This window comes from Streptomyces sp. NPDC107517, from assembly GCF_055582645.1.
In genome coordinates, this window is sequence record NZ_JBVJPM010000013.1 from 45863 (window position 1) to 67953 (window position 22091).

Below are 22091 nucleotides of genomic sequence, written 5' to 3' on the forward strand. Positions count from 1 at the left end.
TCACGTCCCATGTCCGACACCGCCCCCGCCGATCTGGTCTTCACCGGCGGCCCGGTCCACACCCTCTCCCCCGCCCGGTCGCGCGCGACCTCGGTGGCCGTCCGCGGCGAGCGGATCGTCGCCGTGGGCCACGACGAGGTACGCGAACTCATCGGCCCGGCCACCGAAGTGGTGGACCTGAAGGGCAAGTTGCTCATCCCCGGGTTCCAGGACGCGCACGCGCATCCGGTCGGCGGCGGCATGGAGCTCGGCCAGTGCGACCTGAGCGGCGCGACGACCCTCGACGAGTACCGGCGCCGCATCGCCGCGTACGCACAGGCGCACCCCGACACCGAGTGGATCACCGGCGGCGGCTGGTCGATGGAGGCGTTCCCCGGCGGCCTGCCCACGGCCGCCGAGCTCGACGCCCTCGTGCCCGACCGCCCGGCCTACCTCGTCAACCGTGACCACCACGGCGCCTGGGTCAACTCCCGCGCCCTGCAGGCCGCCGGGATCGACGCCCGCACCCCCGACCCCGCCGACGGCCGCATCGAGCGCGACGCCGACGGGGCGCCGACGGGCATGCTCCAGGAGGGCGCGGCGAACCTGATCGGACGGCTGCTGCCGCCCGTCACCCTGGAGCAGAAGATCACGGGCCTGCTGCGGGCCCAGGCGCTGATGCACTCCCTCGGCGTCACCGCATGGCAGGACGCCCTCCTCGGCGAGCACGCCAACCTCACCGACCCCACGGACGCGTATCTCACGACCGCCGGGGACGGGCGCCTCACCGCACGGGTCATCGGCTCGCTGTGGTGGGACCGCGCGCGCGGCACCGAGCAGATCGACGAGCTCGTGGCGCGTCGCGCGGCCGGCACGCGCGGGCGGCTGCGCTGCACGACGGTGAAGATCATGCAGGACGGCGTGGCAGAGAACGGCACGGCGGCCCTCCTCGGCCCCTACCTGGATGGCTGCGGCTGCGCCTCCGACAACAGCGGCATCAGCTTCGTCCCGCCGCTCGACCTGCAGAAGTACGTGACCGAGCTGGACGCGCGCGGCTTCCAGGTGCACTTCCACGCCCTCGGCGACCGGGCCGTGCGCGAGGCACTCGACGCCGTCGAGGCGGCGCGCCGCGCCAACGGGCGCACCGACACGCGCCCGCACCTCGCCCATCTCCAGGTGGTCCACCCCGACGACATCGGCCGGTTCAGGGAACTGGGCGCGACGGCGAACATGCAGGCGCTGTGGGCGGCGCACGAGCCCCAGATGGACGACCTGACGATCCCGTTCCTCGGCCCCGAGCGCAGCGCCTGGCAGTACCCGTTCGGTGACCTTCACCGTGCGGGGGCGACGCTCGCGGCGGGCAGCGACTGGCCGGTGAGCAGCCCGGACCCGATCGAGGCCATCCATGTCGCGGTCAACCGCGTCCTGCCCGACGCGGCGCCCGGCACGCCGGTGTTCCTGCCGGAGCAGCGGATCGGCCTGGACGCGGCGCTCACGGCGTACACGGCGGGCAGCGCGTACGTGAACCACCTGGACGACGTGACCGGCTCGATCACGGCGGGGCGCCTCGCCGACCTGGTGGTGCTCGACCGGGACCCGTTCGCGGCGCCCACGGAGGAGATCGGCGCGACGCGCGTCGTGGAGACGTTCGTGGGCGGCGAGCGGGTGTACGCCGCCGAGTGATCGGTTCCTACAGGTCCGCCGCACACCGGAAACCGCAGTTCCCGCTGCTGGAGTCCGGTGTGTTGGCGGTGCGCGCGGCCACGCGATAGCGGTTGCAGTACGAGTCGTGGCACATGTAGGAGCCGCCTCGCATCACGCGGGTGTCGCCCTCGGCGGGGCCGCGCGGATCGGTGAGCGGGGCCGCCGGGTGGTCGGTGGTGAACCGGTCGGCGACCCACTCCCACACATTGCCGACGGTGTTGTGGAGGCCGTACGCGTTGGGCCGGTAGGCGTCGACGGGCGCCGTGCCGGTGTGCCCGTCCTCGCCCGTGTTCACGACGGGGAACTCGCCCTGCCAGATGTTGCAGCGCCAGTGGCCGCGCGGAGTCAGCTCGTCGCCCCACGGGTAGCGGGCCTGGTCGAGGCCGCCCCGGGCCGCGTACTCCCACTCGGCCTCGGTGGGCAGCCGCTTGCCGGCCCAGGCGGCGTAGGCACTCGCGTCGTCCCAGCTGACGTGGATCACGGGGTGCCGCGACCGGTCCCCGATCCCGGACCCGGGGCCCTCCGGGGCGCGCCAGGTCGCGCCCTCGACGCCCCGCCACCAGGGGGTGCCGGCGGGGGCGGGCGTCGCGCGGGCGAGGCGCGGGTCGAGGAAGCCGGCGAAGACGTAGGACCAGCCGAACCGCTCGGCGGCGGTCACGAAGCCGGTGTCCTTGACGAACGTCGCGAACTGGGCGTTCGTGACGGCGTGTTCGTCGATCCGGAAGGGGCCGACCGTGACCTCGCGGACCGGTCCCTCACCGTCGCCGGGGTTGGCCCGGTCGTCCTCGTTGCCCATGCGGAACGTGCCGCCGGGCAGGGTCACCATGCCCTTGCCGGAGGCGCGCCGGGCCGTCGGGGCGAGGCGCACGGGCTGCGGCTCGCCGCCGCCTTCGCGGCGCGCGGCACAGCAGGCCTTCGGGGTCACGTCTTCCGCAGTCATGGTTCCGCCTCGTACACGCACTGGACCGATCCGGCCGATCCTCGCACGCGTGGGGCGGCCCGCGTCCGGCGGGCCACCCCACACACCGTTTCCCGGCTCAGACCCGGGAGCGGTACAGCCCGAACCGGGCGATATGGGCTCCGGTACGCGCCTGCGTGACCCGCAGGCGCCACTCGCGGGCCGTCACCGGCGCCGGCAGGACCAGGACGCGGCTGGCGCCGATCGTGCCTGCCCGCGCCACCTCGGTCCAGGCGCCGCCGGACTTCGCCTCCACGACGAACTGCTCCACCTGCTGCCCGTGCCGGATGTCCTCGGCGAGCCGGATCCGGTCGACCTCCCTGGCCGTGCGCAGATCGACGGTACGGACGCCCTCGCCGTCGTCGCGCACGCGGGCGCCGTCCGCCAGGTCCTCGGGCAGCTCGCGGTCGATGCGCTCGCGGAACTCCTTGAGCCGTGCCACGTCCGCCGGGGGCAGCAGGCCGTCCGTGTCCGGCGGGATGTTGAGCAGCAGCACGGAGTTGCGGCCCACGGACCGGAACCAGATGTCGGCCAACTGGTCGACGCTCTTGGGCTGTTGGTCCGCGTGGTAGAACCAGCCGGGCCTGATGGACACGTCGCACTCGGCGGGCCACCACTGGAGGTACTGGGCCACGGAGCGCGACTGCGCGAGCGCGTCCCGGCTGCCCTGGTCCGGCGCGTCATACCGCAGGGCGTAGTCGACGCTCCCGTTGCCCGAGTCCTTGACCGGGACGACGCTCCACTCGTCCTCGCGCGCCAGCCCGCCCTCGTTGCCCACCCAGCGCACGTCGGGTCCGCGCACGGCCATGGTGGCGCCGGGGGCGAGCGCGCGGATCACCGCGTACCAGCTGTCCCAGTCGTACGTCTCGACCTTCTCCGGCGGGATGCGGCCCTGCGCGCCGTCGAACCACACCTCGTCGACGGGACCGTACTCGGTGAGCACCTCGTAGAGCTGGTTGAGCATGTGGGCGCCGTAGTCGGTCGCGTCGAGCGTGAACGTGCGCGGGCTGTCACCGGCCCGGTCGTCGCCGTCGACGAGTGTGGGGATGGTGCGGGCGGAGCGCTCGCTGCCGTTGGCGTAGACGCCGTCGAGGTACTGGTTCTCGTCCGCGGGCGAGATGTAGACGCCGACCTTGATCCCGTACTTGCGCATGGAGCCGGCGAAGGAGCGCAGCACGTCTCCGTTGCCGCCGCGCCAACTGCTCGACGCGACACTGTGCTTGGTGTAGCGGGACGGGTAGAGGACGAAGCCGTCGTGGTGCTTGACCGTGAGGATGGCGAGCTTGAAGCCGCCGTCGCGCAGCGCGCGTGCCCACTGGTCGGTGTCGAGCCCGGCCGGCTGGAAGACGTCGGGGTCCTCGTCGCCGGTGCCCCATTCGAGGCCGGTGAAGGTGTTCACGCCGAAGTGCAGGAAGGCGGTCTTCTCCAGGCTCTGCCAGGCGATCTGACGCTGCGTCGGCCGCACCAGTGACGCCTTGGCGACCAGTTCCGCCGGGGAGTCCGCGGCGCTGATGGGGATGCGGTAGTGGGGTTCTGCCGCCATGGTGCCGTTCGCCGCCGGGGCGGCCAGGGCGAGGGAGTTGCTCGACGCGGCCACGGCCGTGGTCGAGGCCGCGGCCAGGAAGAGTCGTCTGCTGACGGTCATCTGCGGGTGGGGTCCCTTCGGGTCAGCGCCGAGTCAGCGCTGGGTCAGCGTCCAGATGGTCGGGGTCTGCTGGTCGGGCGGGTTCTGCACGAGGCGTCCGTCGGATGTCGCGTTCAGGGTCATGCGTGTGAGGGCATTGGTGAGCACGTAGCCACGGCCGGAGCGGGTCGCCTGCCAGCGCTGGAGGGTGCTCTTCGCGTCGCAGGTCTCCTGCGTGACCGCCGAGCCGGGCTGCAGCGGCACGTTCAGGGTGAGCTTTCCGCTGCGGGTCTCCAGGCAGCTGCCGGTCTCGGTCGACCTGAGGGTCAGATAGCCGTCCGGGGTGCGGGTGACCTCGAAGCCGGCCGCCCGAGTGCGGTGGCGCGTGTCGGCGAGGGTGTACGTGCCGTCGGCGACGGGCTGTCGTGTCAGGTCCCGCTGTCCAGGTGCCCGGCCGACGTTCTCCGCCCGTGCGGTGAAGCCGTCGTACGTCGCGTCGGGGTGCGGGTCGCTCCACGTCGTCTGGGCGATATGGCTCAGGGGCAGCCGGGCCGCCTGCGCGACCTCGTTCTCCGTCTCGCCGCGCCCGTTGTCGGGCCACAGGCTGATCTTGGCGCCGGTGATGCCGTCGCGCGAGGCGAGCTTCTCGCCCTCGAAACTGCGCGGGTCCCACTGCTCGTCGTAGAGCTTGCGCGTATCGGTGTGGAAGCCGCCGCGCACGAGGTAGAGGGAGTAGGCGGCGTTCATCACGGGATAGCCCTGAGTGATCAACTCGCTGGGCTTCACCTTGACGCCGAGCCAGTGCTCGACGGTCGTACCGGCCGTCACCGGGACGGTGTTGGCGCCGGTCAGGCCGTCGTTCCAGATGCGCAGCCGCTTGCCCTTGCTCGCGGCGTACGCGTCGACGCGGTTGACGAAGTCGATGAACGCGTCCTGGGGCGTGGCGTTGTCGCCGTACTTCTTCTTCGCGTACGCGGCGATCTGCGGGTACTTGGCGAAGTCCGAGCCGAGCATGTACTCGTCGGCGCCCATGTGCCACCACTTGGCGGGGAACACCTCGCCGTACTCGTCGATGAGGCTCTTGTAGTAGTCGAAGGCCGCGGGTGCGGTGATGTCGAGGCGTGACGGCTGCGGCTTGCCGTCGGAGTCGGTGAGCTGGAGGTCGGGGCGGTTCTCGATCCAGGGGTCCATGTGGCCCGGGGAGTTGATCTCCGGAACGATGGTGACGTGGTACTTCTCGCCGAGTGCGACGAGGCGGCGGATCTCGCTCTTGGTGTAGTACCCCCAGGTGTTGGCCTCGGGGTGCCGGTCGCTCTTCACCTTCAGCTCGACGAGCAGCTGGTTGAGCTTGTGGTACGCCATGTCGCGCACCAGGTTCTCCATCCAGTCCGTGGAGATGTGCACGTAGCAGGCGCAGACACCGACGCCGCGTTCCTTGTACCGGGGCACGTCGACGGTGCGTCCGGCCGGTACCCGGTCGCCCTGGGCGAGCAGCTGGAGGAGGGTGCGGGTGCCGTAGAACGCTCCGGCCTCGGCCGCCCCGGTGATCTCGAGCCGCTGTGCGGCGCGGAGTTCGTAGCCCTCGGCGCCCAGGGATCCGCTCCGTGACGGCTCGACATCGACCACGATGTCGCCGGCTCGGGACGGACCGCCGGTGACCGGCACGGTGCCCTTGCCCGCGGCGTGCAGGTCATCGGCGAGGGTGGCCGCGACGCGGCGCGAGGCGGCGTCGTGCGCGACCAGGCGCGCTCCGGGGCCGTAAGAGTAAGTACCTTGCCCAGGAGTCCAATTGGTAAGACTCGGCAAGGTCTGGGGCACGGGGCTCTGGGGTGCCGCGCGCGCCAGGGGGGCCGGTGCCGCAAGCAGCAGGAACGCCGCTACGGTGCCGATCAGTCGGTGTCTGCGTCGCCGGGGCGCCATGGGGGAGCTCGGATCCGTCATGAGATCCGATGATTCAAGCCCTCCGGCGGGGGTGTCAATGGATCCTTCCAGCGACTGCTTGGACATCTCGCAAAACTCATCGGATGAATCGGGAGCCTGAGTGCTGCCTAGCGCACAGCGGGCGGCGGACCACCAGGCCCGCCGCCCGCCGCTGCTCGCTCACGGGGTCACCCCGGCACGTCTCAGCTCTTCCACTCCACCTTGAACACCCACACGTGCTCGCCCGCCGCGCGCGCCGCCGCCGGCACGTCCACGACGAACGACCCGCCCGTGGTACGCCAGTTGAGCGGCCGGTCGTGGCCGAGCATCGTGACCTTGTCGCCGGCCCTGACCGGCACCGCGGCCTCTACCGTGAGCGTCGCTCCCGGCTCGGCGAGCGAGTGGATGTAGAACGCCTTGTTCGGCCTGACCGTGAACCGCAGGTCCTCGCCGAGCTGCGCCATCCGCGACCAGTACGTGGTGTCGTAGATGGCCTCGCCGTTGGTCTTGAGCCAGTGGCCCGTCTCGCGCAGCCGGGTCTGCATGATCTCCGGGATGGTGCCGTCGGCGCGCGGCCCGATGTCGAGGAGGAAGTTGCCGTTCTTCGACACGATGTCGACGAGGCTGTGCACGACCTCCTCGGTGCTCATGTAGCGATCGTCGGGCGTCTCGGCGTTGTAGCCGTAGCTGAACGGGTCGAGTCCGCGGCTCGACTCCCACTTCGCGACGACGGTGTTGTCGTACGTCGTGTACTCGGGCGTCGTGAAGTCGTGGAAGCCGATCCCTGAGCGGTTGTTGACGGCGACCTCGTACGGCTTCGGGCGGTTCTTGCCGTGGTTGAAGAACTCGGCGAGAACGTTGTGCGAGTCATTGACGCCGCCGATGTCGCACCACAGGAGCTGCGGGTCGTAGTCATGGATCAGCTCCAGCATCTGCGGGGCCTGGAAGCCCTTCACATAGTCCTTGCCGGACGTGTAGCCGGTGTAGGGGACGGGCTCCAGGGTGTACGGGTTGCGCGGGGCGTGCCCCATCCACGGGTTGTCCGGGTTGAACCACTCGGGCATCGAGAAGTACAGGCCGCGGTGCAGCTCGGGCGTGTAGCGGCGGGACGCGTCGAAGAGCTCCTTGATGATGTCCCGCTCGGGACCCATCTTCACGGAGTTGCGGTCCGACAGCTTGGTGTCCCAGAGCGCGAAGCCCTCGTGGTGCTTTGAGGTGAGGACGTGGTACTGGGCGCCCGCGTCCCGGAACAGCTCGACCCACGCGCGCGGGTCCCACTTCTTCGCGGTGAACATCGGGATGAAGTCGTCGTACGCGAAGTCCTCGCCGTACGTGGCCTTGTGGTGGGCGTACGTCGGGTTGTTCGGGTCCTGCATCTGGTCCCAGTACCACTCGGCGTACTGCGTGCCGACCGGCGCCCACGCGGGCACCGAGTAGACGCCCCAGTGGATGAAGATGCCGAACTTCGCGGAGTGGAACCAGTACGGGGCCTGGTGACCGGAGAGCGACGCGTCGGTCGGCTCGTAGTCGGGGACGCCGAGCGTGAGCTTCCTGGAGCCGGCCGCGGCCTGGTGTCCGCGCCCGGTGACGACGACCTTGCCGTCCTGGACGGTGCCGGGCGCGGTGCCCGCGCGGTTGCGGATGCCGACGCGGACGCGGGTCTGCTCACCGGGGGCGAGGCGGGTGACGCGGGCGGGCTCGACGGTGCGCGCGCCGGGTACGTCGACGCTGACGGTGAGGGCGTCGGCGGTGACGATGCCGACGGTGCCCGCGTTCACGACGGTCGCCTCGACGCTCTGCGCGCCGGTGGACTCCAGGAGCGAGAACGTGGAGCGCGCGTCGCGCAGCGCCAGCGCCCGGCCCTGCGCGGCCGGCTGGAGCGAGAGCGCGAAGACGTGCAGGGCGGTCTTGTTCGCCTCGGCCGGGTTCAGTTTGGGCAGCGTGATGGCGACGGCCTCGCGCTGCGGGTCGAGGGGGACCTCACTGGTGCCGATGCCGACGCGGTTGCTGTCCTTGGTGCCGTCGGGCTTGTAACGGTAGGGGGCGGAGAGCTGCCCGCCGGAGGAGTACCAGTCCGCCCCGCCGAGCCCGGCGCTCGTGGTGGAGCCGTCGGCGTAGTGGACGGTCGCGCTGCCGGACGCGTTGCCGTAGCTGCCCGCGGTCAGGAACAGGGCGGACAGATAGCGGCCCTTGGGGAGGTCGAGGCGCTGGCCCATGGCCACGATGTTGTTCTTCGCGCCCGCCGCCGACGACGGGAAGACGTAGGCGATCCCGTCGAGTTCGACGGGTCCTGCGGGCAGCTCCTCGCCGGGGAAGGTGTAGCCGCTGCCGTCGAAGTCGCCTCCTCGGGCGTCCGCGCTGTCGACGCCGTCGTTGTCGAAGAGGGCGTCGAGCGGAACGGGCACCGGGTCGGGGACGGGGCCCCAGACGGCGTCCGCCGACGCGGTCCGGGCGGTGGCCGTCGCGTCGGACGCGGCGGCCGGTCCGGCGGCGGCGAGCGGTACCGCGGCCGCGGCTGCTACGGCCGCGGCCGTCCCGAGGACCTGGCGTCTTGGGTACGAACTCATACTCAGCACTCCCTGATGCGGCTCAAGGCTGGGCATTCATCGGAGGTCTGATGATGGTAGGGGTCCGTGGGCGCGTCAATGGGCCGCGCAGAGGCGGGAGTTGAGGGAGTGATCCGATGACCGCTCATCGACGCCGGGCCGTCGGCGGGCATCCGCAATGAATGTCCGAAAACGGCCGTCTGTCAGCGGGTGCGAAGAAGGCGCGAAAACGGTCTCCGGGGACCTGGCACCGTCGGGGGCCGGCGCGTCACAGCGCGCGGTACATGATGTGCAGCCCCACCCGGCCGTGCCGGGCGTGCTCGTACGCGTCCGGGACCGTGCCCAGGACCGTGAAACCGAGGGAGGTCCAGAGGCCGACGGCGGGGTTGGTCTCGACGACCGCGTTGAACACCATGGCGCGGTAACCGTCGGCCTTCGCGCGCTCCAGTACGTGCTCGGCGAGGGCGCGGCCGATGCTGCGGCCGCCCTGGGCGGGGTCGACCATGAAGCCCGCGTTCGCGATGCCGGCGGCGGGACCGCCGTAGTTCGGCGCGACGTAGGCAGAGCCGACGACGACGCCGTCCGCCTCGGCCACGTACACGCGCTTGCCCGGACCCATCCACAGGGTCCGGGCCTGCGCCTCGGGGGTGTCCGGGTCCCAGGCGTACGTCTCGCGGGATCCGACGATCTGCCGCCAGAACGGCCAGATCTGCGCCCAGTCCTTGTCCTCCGCATCCCTGATCAGCATGTACGTGAGTCTGGCACGCGGCCGGTCAGAGGCGGTTACGGGGCCGTGGCGGGTCAGTCCACGCTGGGCAGGATGTGGGGCTCCGCGAGGTCGTCCTCGTAGCCCGCGAGCCTGATCGGGGCCGAGCGGGCCCACACGTCGAGGCTGCCCAGCTTCTCGGGCCGCCGCCCAGCGCGCTCCGTGCGTTCTCGGGGGCGCTGCTCGCGATTCGTCTTCTCTGGTGTCACCGCGCACTCCTTGTGTGTCGGGTAACCCTGTCAGGCGCGCCTCGCCCGGCGTTCCCGTCGGGCTTCCGGCGCCCGGTCGGGCTGGTTTCGATACCGGTTCGGGCGCGGTGGCGCCGGTTTCCTGCTTGGGCGGCCCGGGATCGGGCCGTCCCGCGACGGACCACGGGTGCTGGTAGCACCACGTTGCGCTGTCCGTCGGCTACAGACAGAGTAACCATATGAGCAGGACCCCGCTCGATGGGGCCGAAACCAGGGAGACGGCTGGGGGTCGCCGGAGATTCATTCGGCCACCGGCGACATGACACCCGCCCGGGTGGCGACTACGTGGGGTCCGGCCGGTCCGTGTTGATCGATCGCCCCGGATCGCCGGTCGGCTCGGCCGACGGCTGGGACGTCACGTACGGCGAACCGGAGGGCTCGGCCGGGGGCGGAGCGGGCGGCAGCACGCCTCCCGGGGGCGGCGGCCCGGTGGGACTGGCGGTGGCGGTGCCCGCGGCCTCGTTCGCGATGGCGTCGAAGTCGACGTCACCTGTGTTCTCCAGCATGGTGATGTGGTCGAGGACGGTCTGGTTGGCGTCGGTGGCGAGCTCGCGCACGAGGGTGTTGCGGGTGGTGTGGCGGACCTGGGCGATCAGCGCGAAGACCTTGCCGTGGGAGTCGCGCAGCAGGTTGGCGAACTTGTTCTCGTAGTCCTTGCCGCTCGCCGCGGTCAGCTCGTTGAGCCAGCCCTGCTGCTGCGGGTTGGGCTGGTTCGGCAGCTCGACGCCGAGCCGGCCCGCGACCGAGCGGACACGCTTGTCGAGGTCGGTGTGCCCGACGACGAGGTGGTCGCCCGCCATCCTGATCGCCCGCGTCGGAGCCCGCTCCATGGCCTGCTGGCCGGCCGGTATCTCCCACAGCCCGGCGAGCCGCACCTTGACCAGGAAGTCCCGGTCGGTGGCCGACAGGGGACCCCATTGGGTGGCCACGCTGCCCGCGTTCAGATTGGCCGCCCCGGTGCCCGAGCGGTCGGCGTACGACCAGATCGGAAAGGCGAGCGCGCCCAGGGTGGCGACCAGGGCGGCGAAGATGAGCGCGGTCCCGTTGATGCGTCGCAAGCAATCCTCCCGATACCGGCGTCAACTCGCCGCGGGGGCGAGCTACTTGTTGGTACGGGAGGGTACGGACGTGGCAGGCGTGGCGTTCAGGTTTTCGCGCCCCCTTTTTTCAGACCTGTCCCCAGAGGGCGTCGGCGAGCGCGGCCCCCGCGAAGGCGGCGCCGAGGCCGACGGCGACACTCGCGACCACGTTGGCCACCGCGAAGAGCCGCGCCCCGTCCTCCCCGAGCCGGAGCGTCTCGTACGAGAACGTCGAGTACGTCGTCAGAGCCCCGCACAGGCCCGTGCCGATGAGCAGCTGCACCTGCGACGAGGCGGCACCCGCGGCGACGGCACCGGTCAGCAGGCCGAGCACGAGGCTGCCGCAGGCGTTCACCGTGAACGTGCCCCACGGGAACACGCTGTCGTGGCGGGTCTGCACGGCCCGGTCGGTGAGATAGCGCAGGGGTGCGCCGACCATCGCCCCGGCGATCACGAGGAGCCAGTTCACGCCCGCGTTCCGCCGTTCTCCCGGCCCACGTACCGGATGACCTCACAGTCGTCGAGGACGACCAGGCCCTGTGACACCAGCTCGTCCAGCTCCGGCAGGAACGCCCTGACCCGTTCCTCGGTGTCGACGATCACGACGGCCACGGGCAGGTCCTCACTGAGCGAGAGCAGCCGCGAGGTGTGGATCAAGGACGACGCCCCGTAGCCCTCGATGCCGCGGAAGACGCTCGCCCCCGCGAGGCCCGCCTTGTGCGCCCGGTGCACGATCTCGCTGTACAGGGGCTTGCGGTGCCAGGTGTGGTTCTCCCCGACGAAGACCGTCAGTCGCAGGGCACGGCCGGTCAGTCGCGTCATCGCTTCCTCCACACCAGTACGCGGCGCGTCAGCGCCACCCCGAGCCCGACCGCGGCGAGCGCCGCCAGGAGCGTCACCGCGAGATACGCCAGGCCCGTACGGACCCGTCCCGCGTCCACCAGCCGCTGGATGTCCACCGCGTACGTGGAGAACGTGGTGAAGCCGCCCAGGACGCCGGTGCCGAAGAACGGCCGCACCAGGCGGTGCGCCGCCCACACATCGGTGATGATCACCATGAACACGCCGATCACGAAACAGCCGAGCGCGTTCACCCACATCGTCGTCCACGGGAAGGCGCCGGGCGAGGTGGGCCACAGGAGCGCGGCGCCGTAGCGGGCGCAGGCGCCGAGGGCGCCGCCGAGGGAGACGACCGCCACGACCGGGCCCTGCGCCCGCAGGGCCGCACGCCGCCGGATCGGCACGCGCAGGTCGAGGTCCGGATCACTGGGTTCGTCCGCCGCCGGGGACTGCCCGCCTGTCATCCGTGCCCGTCTCCTCCTCGGCCCCGTGCCGCGCCACCAGTGAAGATCACCGTCTGCGGTCAGCTTATAGCCGGTCCGGACTCGCCGTTAATGTCCCGTTGTCCCCGGCGCAAGCTGGCCATGGTGTCCTGCCGGAACACCGGCTTACGGGTCCCAGGGAGGAGTCACCCATGACACAGGTCGAGCTGCGCAGCGTCGACGAGCTGATGGATCTTCTGCACGCCTGCCGCGGAGCGTGGGACACCCCCGACCGCAGCGGCGACCCCGTCGATCTGCACGACCACGCGCTGCAGACCGCCGCGCTGCTGCGCCGCGGCCACCCCAGCGACAAGGAGCTCCAGCTCGCGGGGCTCGTCCACGACATAGGCCACCTGCTGCGCCCGGGCGACGACGCGGGCCACGCGGACACGGCGGCGGCCGCCGTGCGGGGGCTGCTCGGGGAGCGGGTCGCCCGTCTTGTGCAGCTGCATGTCCCGGCCAAGCGCTACCTGGCGACATCGGATCCGGCGCGCGGCCTTTCGCCGCAGAGCGCGCTGACGCTGGAGACGCAGGGCGGGCCGATGACGCCCGAGGAGGCCGCGGCGTTCGCCCATGACCCGCTGGCCGACGACGCGGTGACGCTGCGTCAGGCGGACGACGCGGGCAAGGTCGTGGGCCTCGACGCGGGGGTCATGGAGGACTGGCGGCCCGTGGTGGAGCTGGTCGCGCAGGGGTTCCACTCCACCAACTTCACACCATCCCTACGTGGTTGACGTGTCGGACTGACGCCCCGTCATGAGACCGTACGCCCCATGACTTCGGAGCTCTCGCTGGAAGGCAGGGTGGCCGTCGTGACAGGGGGGTCACGGGGCATCGGCCGGGCCGTCGCCGTGGCGCTCGCGGCGGCCGGGGCGCGGGTGTGTGTGACGGCGCGCGATCCTGACGGGGTGCGTGAGACGGTCGCCGCGCTGACGAAGAGCGGCGCCGAGGCCATGGGACTGGCGGGGTCCGTCGCCGACCCCGCGCATCTGTGGGAGCTGACGGAGCGGGCCCTCGACGCGTTCGGCCGGCTCGACATCCTGGTGAACAACGCCGCGACCAATGAACCGTACGGACCGCTGATGGATGCGGATCCGGAGGTCTGGCGCGAGGCGTTCACCGTCAACGTGGAAGCGCCGCTGCGGCTGGTGCAGTGCGCCTGGCGGGCCTGGATGTCGGAGCACGGCGGGGCCGTGGTGAACATCTGCACCGAGGGCGCCGGACACGTCGGCCCGCGCGTCGGCGCCTACGGGACGAGCAAGGCGGCGCTGCTGCACCTGACGCAGCAACTCGCGGGCGAACTGGCTCCGTCGGTGCGGGTCAACTCCGTCTCGCCCGGGCTCGTGCGCACGGAGATGGCGCGCTTCGTGTGGGAGCACGCCGAGCAGTCCGTGTCGGCGGGGCTGCCGCTGGGCCGGATCGGGGAGCCGCAGGACGTGGCCCGGGCGGTGCGCTGGCTGGTGTCGGACGAGGCGGCCTGGGTGACGGGCGCCGACCTCCTGGTGGACGGCGGAACCCGGGTCCGGGCCGCGTCTCCGGACCTGACCGACTCCGTCCACCAGCAGCTCCGTCACCGGCTGCCGGGCACGCCCTAGGGCATTACCACTTGCCGGGCGCGTAGTCCTTCATGAAGACGCCGTACAGGTCCTCGCCGGCCTCGCCCCGGACGACCGGGTCGTAGACGCGGGCCGCGCCGTCGATCAGGTCGAGGGGGGCGTGGAAGCCCTCGTCGGCGAGGCGCAGCTTGTCGTAGTGCGGGCGCTCGTCGGTGATCCAGCCCGTGTCGACCGAGGTCATGAGGATGCCGTCGGTCTGGAACATCTCCTGGGCGCTGGTCCGCGTCACCATGTTCATGGCGGCCTTCGCGGCGTTCGTGTTCGGGTGCCCCGCGCCCTTGTAGCCGCGGCCGAAGACGCCCTCCATCGCCGAGACGTTCACGACGTACGCGCGTCCGCTGGACGCCTTCTTCGCGGCGTCGGCCATCGCCGGGCGCAGCGCGCTGATCAGGATGAACGGCGCCGTGTAGTTGCAGAGCTGGGTCTCGAGGAGCTCCACCGGGGAGATCTGCTCGATCGTCTGCACCCACGTGTTGCTGTCGACGACGTCGGGGACGAGGCCGCCCGCGTCGATGGCGCTGCCGTCGCGGTGCCGGGCGACGCTGGCGTTGCCGGCGACCAGGGCGAGATCGGCGACCTTCTGGGCGTCGAGGCCGGAGATACCGACGGGCAGCGCGGTCAGGCCGTCGACCGCGCCGGAGTTGAACGCGCCGATGACGTGGTGGGCGGGGAGCTCACCGGCCGGCAGCGGGGCGCTCTCGCCCTCGACGAGGGCGGCGTACGCGGAGGGCAGCCGGCGTACGGTCTGCGTCGCGTTGTTGATGAGGATGTCCAGCGGACCCTGCTCGCCGATCTGCTCGGCGAGCGCCACGGCCTGGGCCGGGTCCCGCAGGTCGATGCCGACGACCTCCAGACGGTCCATCCAGTCCGCCGAGTCGTCCATCGCCTTGAAGCGGCGGATGGCGTCCTTGGGGAAGCGCGTGGTGATCGTCGTGTGCGCGCCGTCACGCAGCAGGCGCAGCGCGATGTACATACCGATCTTGGCGCGGCCGCCGGTGAGCAGGGCGCGCTTGCCGGAGAGGTCGGCGCGGATGTCGCGCTTGGCGCGGTTCACGGCGGCGCACTCGGGACAGAGCTGGTGGTAGAAGTAGTCGACTTCCACGTACCGGGCCTTGCAGGTGTAGCAGGAGCGGGGACGCTGGAGTATCCCCGCGAGCTTGCCCTCCTCGACCTGCGAGGACGGCAGAAGGCCCTCGGTCTCGTCGTCGATGCGCTCGGCGGAGCCGGTCGCGGTCGCCTCGGTGACGGCCTTGTCGTGGGCGGTCTTCGCGGCGCGGCGCTCCTGGCGGCGGCGCTGCTTCACGGTCCGGTAGATGCCGGCCGTGGCGCGCCTGACCTGGATCGCGTCGGGGTGGTCCACGTCCAGCTCGTCGAGTTCGTCGAGCACGCTCAGGCAGACGGCCAGCCGCTCGGGGTCGATCCCGGGGCCGAACGACTCCTGCGGCACCACCATGGCGTCGGTGGCGCCCGTCGGGCTGTCCTCTGTCATCGTCATCGCCGCTGCGTTCCTCGCGTCACTCGGACCGCGGCGTGCTGTGAGTGACCGCGGATACTCCCAAAAGGCGGAACCTTACAACCTGCTGTCGACATTCCGCCAAGTGGGCAGTTTATCCCGCTCCCGGGCCTTCCCGGGAACGCCGGTCCTTGACCTTGGTCCGGTACGGCCGTAGGGCGCGGCCCGCCCCCTCCCCCGTCAGGACGGACCGCCCCCCGTCAGACCGTCCCGCGCACCGTCTCGCACACGCGCACCAGCGCCGCCAGTTCCTCGCGGATACCGGCCGCTAGTACGTCCAGGTCGGGGACCGCGGCCGCGTCGGCGACCAGGCCGTAGTGGACACGCCCCCGGTACGTGGACACCGCGACCGCGAGGGACTGCCCCCGGGCCAGTGGCGCGAGGGGGTAGACCTCGGTGAGCGGGCAGCCGCCGAGCCGCAGTCCGAGGCTCGGCAGCGGCACGCTCGTGACGAGGATGTCGAACAGGAGCCGGGCCGCCTGGGCGACGACGGGCCCGCCGATCACGTGACCGAGCGGCGGCACATGGTCGGCGAGCAGGGCCACGGCGCCGGCGCCGCGCTGCGGGCCCGCGTCCTTGTTGTGGTCCATGGCCGTACGGACCGCGCGCAGCCGGGCGAGCGGGTTCCGCTCGTCGACCGGCAGCTTCACGAGGTAACCGGAGAGCCGGTTGCCCTGGGGGTGCGCCGTGCGGGGACGGCGCCGCGAGACGGGGATCAGGGCCCGCGGGCGTACCCCTTCGCTGCCGTTGCCGCGCTCGTCGAGCCAGCGGCGCAGGGCCCCGGCGACGACGGCGATGAGGACGTCGTTGACGGTGCCGCCGACCGTCTTGCGGACCCGGTGCACATCGTCGAGTTCGAGGACGACGCCCTCGGTGCTGCGGGTGCCCGTGGCGTTCGAGGAGAAGGCGGGCGAGGTGTGCACGTCCCAGGTGGCGCGGACGACGGAGGTGCCGATGTCGAGCGCCGTGACGGCGCTGGAGGCGCCCTCCCGCAGGAGGCCGGGCAGCTTGCGCGGGTCGAGGTCGCCGAGCCGCAGGTCGCGCATGCCGGGGAACGGCAGCCGGAACCCGCGGGGCGCCGCGACGGCGGGCGCGGTCCGCGAGGCGGGCAGGTCCATCGGGTCCATCACCCCGGCCGCGAGCGTCAGCGCCCGCAGCCCGTCGGCCAGCGCGTGGTGGAACTTGAACAGGACGGCGAACGAGGTGCCGTCCGCGCCCGGCAGGACATGCGCCTCCCATGGGGGCCTCGCCCGGTCGAGCGGCCGCTCCATCAGGGCGCCGGCCGCAGCGTGGAAGTCCGCGGTGGGCTCGCCGAGCCGTACGTGGTCGAGCGGGTCGAAGTCGGATACGGGCACGCGTGCCGCGCCGCCGACGGGGATCCGTACTCCCTGGATGCGCATGCGCAGGCCGGGGACCGCGGGGGCGCGGGCGGCGAGCAGTTCCATCGCGTGCTGGACGTCGCCAGGCGCGTCCGCGGCGAACACCCCCAACGCGCCCAGGTGCATCGGGTGTTCGGCGGACTCGATGTTCCAGAAGGCCAGGTCGAGTGGCGCGAGGAGGTCCGGGCTCGGCGCGGGCCGAGAGTACTGGGACTGCTGAGAGTTCACTGAGGCCGCTCCCGTCGACGTCGGGGGAAAGCAGTCAACCGCTCTCCAGTGATTACGGTCAAGTACGATCAAGCTACGCACAGTAAACAACAGATTAAGACCCGCCCCTTCGAGGAAGGGGCGGGTCTCGTGGTGCTGGTGGGGCGTGTGGGCCGTTACTTCAGCGCCGGCGGCGCCGCGTCGGCGGAGGTGCCCCAGGTGGAGGGCTTGTCACCGACCGTGAAGGACAGCTCCCGCAGCCCTCGGATGTCGTCCGTCGTCAGATACGTCTTCCCCAAAGCGGTCCCGTCGGTCTGCGCCGACTGGATGTATCGCGCCGAGTCCGAGGTCCCCGGAGCCTTCACCGTGAGGCGGCCCTTCGGGTAGTAGCGGCGGTCGAGGGTCAGGTCCACCCGCTCGAAGACCGGGGTCGACAGGCCCCAGGTGTCCGTGCCCGGCTGGACCGGGAAGACACCGATCGACGACAGGACGTTCCAGGCGGACATCGTCCCGAGGTCGTCATTTCCGGTCATGCCGGTCGGGGTGTCCGTGAAGAGCGTGAGCGCCGCGTGCACGACGTCGGTCGTCTTCCAGGGCTGACCGGTCGAGAGGTACGTGTAGGGAGCGATCAGGTCGGGCTCGTTCTGCGGGTTGTACTTGTCCGCGTTGTAGTAGGCGTACGGACCGTTCACCCACACCTCGCGGGCGGTCTTCGCGGGGTCCTGCACCAGCTTGTCGTACGCGAAGAACGAGTCGAGGCGGTCGTTGGCCGGCTTGGTGCCGCCGATCAGGCCGACCATCCCCGGCAGGTCCTGCGGGACGAGCCACTGGTACTGCCAGGACGTGCCCTCGTGGAAGCCCTCGCTCTGGGCGGGGTCGGCCGGGCCGGTGAAGGCGCCCGCCGCGTCCCGCGCCCGGAAGAAGCCGGTCGAACTGTCGAAGATCTTCCGGTAGTTCTGCGCCCGCTGCGTGTACCGCGCCGCGTCGTCCTTGTGGCCCAGGTCCTTCGCCATCTGCCCGAGCATCGCGTCGGACAGCGCGTACTCCAGGGTGGCGGAGGCGCCGTGGTCGTAGTCGGAGTCGCCCGGCTTCACATGCGCGCGGTCCTTGATGTACGGCGCGAAACCGTCCGCGATGTACTCCTTGTTGGCCTCACGGCCCACCGGCGCGGAGTCGGCGGGCGGGACCCCGTCGGCGTTCTTCTTCAGCGCGCGGTACGCCTGCTCCTCGTAGCCCTTGAGCAGACCCTGCTGGTACGCGTTGGTGAGGAACGGGGTGACCGGGTCGCCGGTCATGATGTTCGTCTCGACCGTGCCGTAGCCCCACTTGGGCAGCCAGCCGCTCTCCTCGTCGATCTTGATGACGGAGATCGCCATGTCGCGGGACTCGCGCGGCGCGAGCAGCGACAGGAGCTGTGCCTGCGTGCGGTAGGTGTCCCAGAGGGACCAGTTCTGGTAGTACGTGTAGCCCTTGGCGCGGTGGATCTTCTGGTCCCAGCCGGTGTAGCGGCCGTCGACGTCGCTTCCGATGTTCGGCGCGAGGAACGAGCGGTACAGGGACGAGTAGAAGGTGCGGCGGAGCGTGTCGCTGCCGCCCTGCGCCTTGACGTCGTCGAGCCGGTCCTCCCACGCGGCCTGCGCCGCGTGCTCGACACTGTCGTAGGAACGGCCGCCCTCGGAGCGGAGGTTGAGCGCCGCGCCCTTCGCGTCGACGTACGAGATCGCCGTGGTCGCCTCGACGCTGCGGTCCTTGGAGGTGTCGAAGCGCACGAACGCGCCGCTGCGCTCACCGCCGGCCGTCGACTCCTTCGAGCCCTCGGTGACCGCGTCGCCCTTCCATGTGCCCGACGTGGTGAACGGCCGGTCGAAGCGGGTGATCGTGTACACCGTGTACGGCTTCGTGTCCTGGCAGAAGCCACTGCCGGTGATGGCCGTGCGGACGGTGCGGTTGTCGAGGATCTCGACCTTGGTGTTCAGGGTCTTGTGCAGCGACTGGCCGGCGTTGATGAGGACGTTGGCCTTGTCGGTGGCGGGGAACGTGTACCGCTGCACGCCCGTCCGCTTCGTCGCGGTCAGCTCGGCCTCGATGCCCGTCTTCAGGCCGACCTTGTACGAGCCGGGGCTCGCCTTCTCGTCGTCGTGGCTGAACTCCGCCGCGTACTTGGCGTAGTCCGTCGACGTGATGTCGCCGGTCGTGGGCAGCACGGGCAGATCGCCGCCGAGGCCGCAGCCGACGCCGGACAGATGCACGGTGGAGAACCCGCGGATGTGGTTCTCGGAGTAGTCGTAACCCGTGTTGTGCCCCGTGTCGGGCGAGAACTGCACCATGCCGAAGGGCACGGCGGCGCCCGGGTAGGTGTTTCCCTCGTTCTCGGTGCCGATGAACGGGTTGACCAGATCGGTGAGCCGGCCCTCGTCGGACACGGCCGCCTGGGCCGACGGCACGGCGAGCGCACCACCCAGGAGCGCGGCCGCCGCCACCGCCGTCCCCGCTCCGCGCAGCCGTTGGGTCCATCTCATGGCGAGACCGCCTCCTCGAGTACTAGACAACGTTGTCAAAACGCAGCGGTCATTCTTCTGGCGCGTGCGTGTACCCGTCAAGAGACTCGACGGCGGGAGCCTGCGAACGAGACACGGAACAGGGCACCCGCCGACGAGGGGTTAGAAACGGTCAGACCACGACCTTTCGGCCCTTCCCCAGGGCGATCACCCCGCCCTTCGACACCGTGTACAGCTCGGCGTCCCGCTCCGGGTTGACGCCGATGGTGGCCCCCGGCGGCACGTCCACGTTCTTGTCGAGCACGGCTCCGCGCACCACGGCACCCCTGCCGATCCGTACGTTGTCGTGCAGGACCGAACCCTGGACGACGGCGCCCTCCTCGACCGTGACACCCGGGGACAGGACGGAGCGGGTGACCTGGCCGCGGATGACGCAGCCCGGGCTGACGATCGACTGGCCCGCGATGCCGCCCGCGCAGAACTTGGCGGGCGGCAGCTGCCCGGGGTGCGTGTAGATGGGCCAGCGCCGGTTGTCGAGGTTGAAGGCGGGCTTGTCCGAGAGCAGGTCGAGGTGGGCCTCGTAGTACGCGTCGAGGGTGCCGACGTCACGCCAGTAGCCGTGCTCGTGGGGCGTCTCGCCGGGGACGTGGTTGCCGTCGAAGTCGTAGAGCTGGGCGACACCGCGTTCGGTGAGCATCGGCAGGATCGAACCACCCATGTCATGCACCGAGTCGGGCGTCTCGGAGTCCTGCTGCAACGCGTCGATGAGGGTCTTCGTGGTGAAGACGTAGTTGCCCATGGAGGCGAACACCTGGTGCGGGGAGCCGGGGATGCCGGGAGGGTCGGCCGGCTTCTCCAGGAAGCGGTCCACGCGCGTGCCGTCACCGGCCGGCGTGATGATCCCGAACGCCGAGGCGTCCGCGCGGGGTACGCGGATACCCGCGACCGTGACGCCCGCGCCGCTGTCGATGTGCTGCTGGAGCATCTGGCGCGGGTCCATGCGGTAGACGTGGTCGGCGCCGAACACCGCTATGTAGTCGGGCTGTTCGTCGTGGACCAGGTTCAGGGACTGGAGAATGGCGTCCGCGCTGCCGAGGTACCAGCGCGGGCCGAGGCGCTGCTGGGCCGGGACGGGCGTGACGTAGTTGCCGAGCAGGCTCGACATGCGCCAGGTCGTCGTGACGTGCCGGTCGAGCGAGTGCGACTTGTACTGGGTCAGGACGCAGATGCGCAGGATGTCGGCGTTGACGAGGTTGGACAGGACGAAGTCGACGAGGCGGTACGTACCGCCGAAGGTGACCGCCGGTTTCGCCCGGTCGGCGGTGAGTGGCAGCAGGCGCTTGCCCTCCCCGCCCGCCAGTACGATCCCGAGCACCGAAGGTCCACCGCGCATCCCAGCCCCCAGCTTCACCTTGAGGATCCCTATCGCTTCGAGGAACTGCTCCGTCTTGCCCGCCTGTTACGCCTTCCTGACCGGCTGCGTCGTGTTGAGGATCTCGTCGTACACGTCGGCCGTGCGCCGGGCCACGGTGTCCCAGCCGAACTCGCGCTCTACGCGCTCCCGCCCGGCGGCGCCCATGCGTGCCGCCTCACCGGGGTCACCCACCAGCCGGTTCAGGGCCTGCGCGAGCCCGCTCTCGAACGCCTGCGGGTCACGCTCCTCGTAGGGCACGAGGAGGCCGGTCGTCCCGTCGGCGACGACCTCCGGGATGCCGCCGACGGCTGAGGCCACGACGGCGGTGCCGCACGCCATCGCCTCCAGGTTCACGATGCCGAGGGGTTCGTACACCGACGGACAGACGAACGCCCGGGCGTGGGTGAGGAGTTGGACCACATCTGCACGGGGCAGCATCTGCGGGATCCATTGGACGCCGTCCCGCAGCGCACGCAACTCGTCCACGAGGGTGCGGAATTCACGCCCGACGGCCGGAGTGTCGGGCGCTCCCGCGCACAGGATCAGCTGCGCCGACGGGTCCAGTTCCTTCGCCGCCCGCAGGAGATGAGGCACACCCTTCTGCCGTGTGATGCGTCCGACGAAGACGACGTACGGGCGCTCCAGGTCGATACCGATGCGGGCGAGGACGTCCGTGGCGGGGTCGGGGCGGTAGAGGGAGGAGTCGATGCCGTTGTGGACGACGCGGACCTTCGCCGGGTCGATCGCCGGATAGCAGGCCAGGATGTCGTCGCGCATGGCTCCCGAAACGGCGATGACCGCGTCGGCCGCCTCGACGGCGGTGCGCTCGGCCCAGCCCGACAGGGCGTATCCGCCGCCGAGTTGCTCGGCCTTCCAGGGGCGCAGGGGTTCGAGCGAGTGCGCGGTCACGATGTGCGGGATGCCGTGGAGCAACTTGCCTATGTGACCCGCCAGATTGGCGTACCAGGTGTGGGAGTGGACGAGTTCGCGGCCTTCGAGCGCGGCCGCGATGGACAGGTCCACGGAGAAGGTGCGCAGTGCGTCGTTCGCCCCGTCGAGCGCCTGCCACGCGCGGTGGCGCCGCAGCCCCTCGGCACCGCCCTCGCCCCACGTGTGGACGTCGAGGTCGACGAGGGGGCGTAACTCCCTTGCGAGGAACTCGACATGGACGCCCGCGCCGCCATAGACGTCCGGCGGGTACTCCCGGGTCAGTAGCCCCACTCTCATCGGATACCTCCGTGGATACTCTGCCCTTCAGGACGGACGAGGAATCGGATTTCTGCGGGGCAAGCAACGGCCAACGGGGTGGGCTTCGCCG

Annotated in this window: 18 protein-coding genes; 3 read left to right on the forward strand and 15 right to left on the reverse strand. The window is 71.0% G+C overall.

Annotation, left to right across the window (positions count from 1 at the left end):
* The first annotated feature begins 9 nt into the window (after positions 1 to 9).
* Positions 10 to 1662, forward strand: a complete 1653-nt coding sequence (locus ACZ67T_RS27495) for an amidohydrolase (RefSeq protein WP_469987653.1) — start codon at positions 10 to 12, stop codon at positions 1660 to 1662.
* A 7-nt stretch (positions 1663 to 1669) separates the two neighbouring features.
* On the opposite strand, the gene ACZ67T_RS27500 is transcribed toward ACZ67T_RS27495, so the two are convergent.
* From ACZ67T_RS27500 to crcB (ACZ67T_RS27545), 10 genes are all read right to left on the reverse strand, one after another.
* On the reverse strand, positions 1670 to 2623 hold the full coding sequence (locus tag ACZ67T_RS27500) for a formylglycine-generating enzyme family protein (RefSeq protein WP_469987654.1): 954 nt from the start codon (positions 2621 to 2623) through the stop codon (positions 1670 to 1672).
* A 97-nt stretch (positions 2624 to 2720) separates the two neighbouring features.
* Positions 2721 to 4286, reverse strand: coding sequence for an alpha-L-fucosidase (locus ACZ67T_RS27505; RefSeq protein WP_469987655.1), 1566 nt, complete (start codon positions 4284 to 4286; stop codon positions 2721 to 2723).
* 33 nt (positions 4287 to 4319) lie between these two features.
* Positions 4320 to 6206: a family 20 glycosylhydrolase gene (locus ACZ67T_RS27510; RefSeq protein WP_469987656.1), complete on the reverse strand. Its 1887-nt coding sequence runs from the start codon at positions 6204 to 6206 to the stop codon at positions 4320 to 4322.
* A gap of 182 nt (positions 6207 to 6388) precedes the next feature.
* A complete protein-coding gene (locus tag ACZ67T_RS27515) occupies positions 6389 to 8752 on the reverse strand; it encodes an alpha-L-fucosidase (protein ID WP_469987657.1) in 2364 nt (787 codons plus the stop codon).
* A 247-nt stretch (positions 8753 to 8999) separates the two neighbouring features.
* On the reverse strand, positions 9000 to 9479 hold the full coding sequence (locus ACZ67T_RS27520; protein ID WP_469987658.1) for a GNAT family N-acetyltransferase: 480 nt from the start codon (positions 9477 to 9479) through the stop codon (positions 9000 to 9002).
* A 53-nt stretch (positions 9480 to 9532) separates the two neighbouring features.
* Positions 9533 to 9706 (reverse strand): hypothetical protein, encoded by a 174-nt coding sequence (locus ACZ67T_RS27525; RefSeq protein ID WP_100592955.1) that lies wholly within the window; start codon positions 9704 to 9706, stop codon positions 9533 to 9535.
* A gap of 320 nt (positions 9707 to 10026) precedes the next feature.
* On the reverse strand, positions 10027 to 10803 hold the full coding sequence (locus ACZ67T_RS27530; protein WP_469987659.1) for a DUF4142 domain-containing protein: 777 nt from the start codon (positions 10801 to 10803) through the stop codon (positions 10027 to 10029).
* Positions 10804 to 10912: 109 nt separating this feature from the next.
* Positions 10913 to 11293 (reverse strand): fluoride efflux transporter CrcB, encoded by a 381-nt coding sequence (gene crcB / locus ACZ67T_RS27535; RefSeq protein ID WP_469987660.1) that lies wholly within the window; start codon positions 11291 to 11293, stop codon positions 10913 to 10915.
* Positions 11290 to 11646, reverse strand: coding sequence for a DUF190 domain-containing protein (locus ACZ67T_RS27540; protein ID WP_469987661.1), 357 nt, complete (start codon positions 11644 to 11646; stop codon positions 11290 to 11292). The genes crcB (ACZ67T_RS27535) and ACZ67T_RS27540 overlap by 4 nt, the downstream gene beginning before the upstream one ends.
* On the reverse strand, positions 11643 to 12128 hold the full coding sequence (crcB, locus tag ACZ67T_RS27545; protein ID WP_469987662.1) for a fluoride efflux transporter CrcB: 486 nt from the start codon (positions 12126 to 12128) through the stop codon (positions 11643 to 11645). The genes ACZ67T_RS27540 and crcB (ACZ67T_RS27545) overlap by 4 nt, the downstream gene beginning before the upstream one ends.
* A 170-nt stretch (positions 12129 to 12298) precedes the next feature.
* Between crcB (ACZ67T_RS27545) and ACZ67T_RS27550 the strand changes: the two genes are divergently transcribed.
* Complete coding sequence (locus ACZ67T_RS27550; protein ID WP_469987663.1) at positions 12299 to 12880, forward strand: inositol oxygenase family protein; 582 nt, start codon at positions 12299 to 12301, stop codon at positions 12878 to 12880.
* A gap of 39 nt (positions 12881 to 12919) precedes the next feature.
* A complete protein-coding gene (locus tag ACZ67T_RS27555) occupies positions 12920 to 13741 on the forward strand; it encodes an SDR family oxidoreductase (RefSeq protein ID WP_469987664.1) in 822 nt (273 codons plus the stop codon).
* Between the two features lie 4 nt (positions 13742 to 13745).
* Here the strand turns inward: ACZ67T_RS27555 and ACZ67T_RS27560 are convergent, their stop codons facing one another.
* From ACZ67T_RS27560 to glgA, 5 genes are all read right to left on the reverse strand, one after another.
* Entirely contained in the window at positions 13746 to 15257 is a 1512-nt protein-coding gene (locus ACZ67T_RS27560; protein WP_469987665.1) for an SDR family NAD(P)-dependent oxidoreductase, read from the reverse strand.
* Positions 15258 to 15475: 218 nt separating this feature from the next.
* A complete protein-coding gene (locus tag ACZ67T_RS27565) occupies positions 15476 to 16882 on the reverse strand; it encodes a wax ester/triacylglycerol synthase family O-acyltransferase (protein ID WP_469987666.1) in 1407 nt (468 codons plus the stop codon).
* Positions 16883 to 17037: 155 nt separating this feature from the next.
* Complete coding sequence (locus ACZ67T_RS27570) at positions 17038 to 19380, reverse strand: GH92 family glycosyl hydrolase (protein WP_469987667.1); 2343 nt, start codon at positions 19378 to 19380, stop codon at positions 17038 to 17040.
* 151 nt (positions 19381 to 19531) lie between these two features.
* Positions 19532 to 20752 (reverse strand): glucose-1-phosphate adenylyltransferase, encoded by a 1221-nt coding sequence (glgC, locus tag ACZ67T_RS27575; protein WP_469987668.1) that lies wholly within the window; start codon positions 20750 to 20752, stop codon positions 19532 to 19534.
* Positions 20753 to 20818: 66 nt separating this feature from the next.
* Positions 20819 to 22000 (reverse strand): glycogen synthase, encoded by a 1182-nt coding sequence (gene glgA, locus ACZ67T_RS27580; protein ID WP_469987669.1) that lies wholly within the window; start codon positions 21998 to 22000, stop codon positions 20819 to 20821.
* Between the last annotated feature and the right edge of the window lie 91 nt (positions 22001 to 22091).

What these genes read in the sequence shown, in the direction of transcription:
- ACZ67T_RS27500 (WP_469987654.1), bottom strand. Translation starts at nt 2,623, where the DNA reads ATGACTGCGGAAGACGTGACCCCGAAGGCCTGCTGTGCCGCGCGCCGC.
- ACZ67T_RS27515 (WP_469987657.1), bottom strand. Translation starts at nt 8,752, where the DNA reads ATGAGTTCGTACCCAAGACGCCAGGTCCTCGGGACGGCCGCGGCCGTA.
- glgA (WP_469987669.1), bottom strand. Translation starts at nt 22,000, where the DNA reads ATGAGAGTGGGGCTACTGACCCGGGAGTACCCGCCGGACGTCTATGGC.
- ACZ67T_RS27505 (WP_469987655.1), bottom strand. Translation starts at nt 4,286, where the DNA reads ATGACCGTCAGCAGACGACTCTTCCTGGCCGCGGCCTCGACCACGGCC.
- ACZ67T_RS27540 (WP_469987661.1), bottom strand. Translation starts at nt 11,646, where the DNA reads ATGACGCGACTGACCGGCCGTGCCCTGCGACTGACGGTCTTCGTCGGG.
- ACZ67T_RS27555 (WP_469987664.1), top strand. Translation starts at nt 12,920, where the DNA reads ATGACTTCGGAGCTCTCGCTGGAAGGCAGGGTGGCCGTCGTGACAGGG.
- ACZ67T_RS27520 (WP_469987658.1), bottom strand. Translation starts at nt 9,479, where the DNA reads ATGCTGATCAGGGATGCGGAGGACAAGGACTGGGCGCAGATCTGGCCG.
- ACZ67T_RS27570 (WP_469987667.1), bottom strand. Translation starts at nt 19,380, where the DNA reads ATGAGATGGACCCAACGGCTGCGCGGAGCGGGGACGGCGGTGGCGGCG.
- glgC (WP_469987668.1), bottom strand. Translation starts at nt 20,752, where the DNA reads ATGCGCGGTGGACCTTCGGTGCTCGGGATCGTACTGGCGGGCGGGGAG.
- ACZ67T_RS27495 (WP_469987653.1), top strand. Translation starts at nt 10, where the DNA reads ATGTCCGACACCGCCCCCGCCGATCTGGTCTTCACCGGCGGCCCGGTC.
- ACZ67T_RS27510 (WP_469987656.1), bottom strand. Translation starts at nt 6,206, where the DNA reads ATGACGGATCCGAGCTCCCCCATGGCGCCCCGGCGACGCAGACACCGA.
- ACZ67T_RS27560 (WP_469987665.1), bottom strand. Translation starts at nt 15,257, where the DNA reads ATGACGATGACAGAGGACAGCCCGACGGGCGCCACCGACGCCATGGTG.
- ACZ67T_RS27550 (WP_469987663.1), top strand. Translation starts at nt 12,299, where the DNA reads ATGACACAGGTCGAGCTGCGCAGCGTCGACGAGCTGATGGATCTTCTG.
- crcB (WP_469987662.1), bottom strand. Translation starts at nt 12,128, where the DNA reads ATGACAGGCGGGCAGTCCCCGGCGGCGGACGAACCCAGTGATCCGGAC.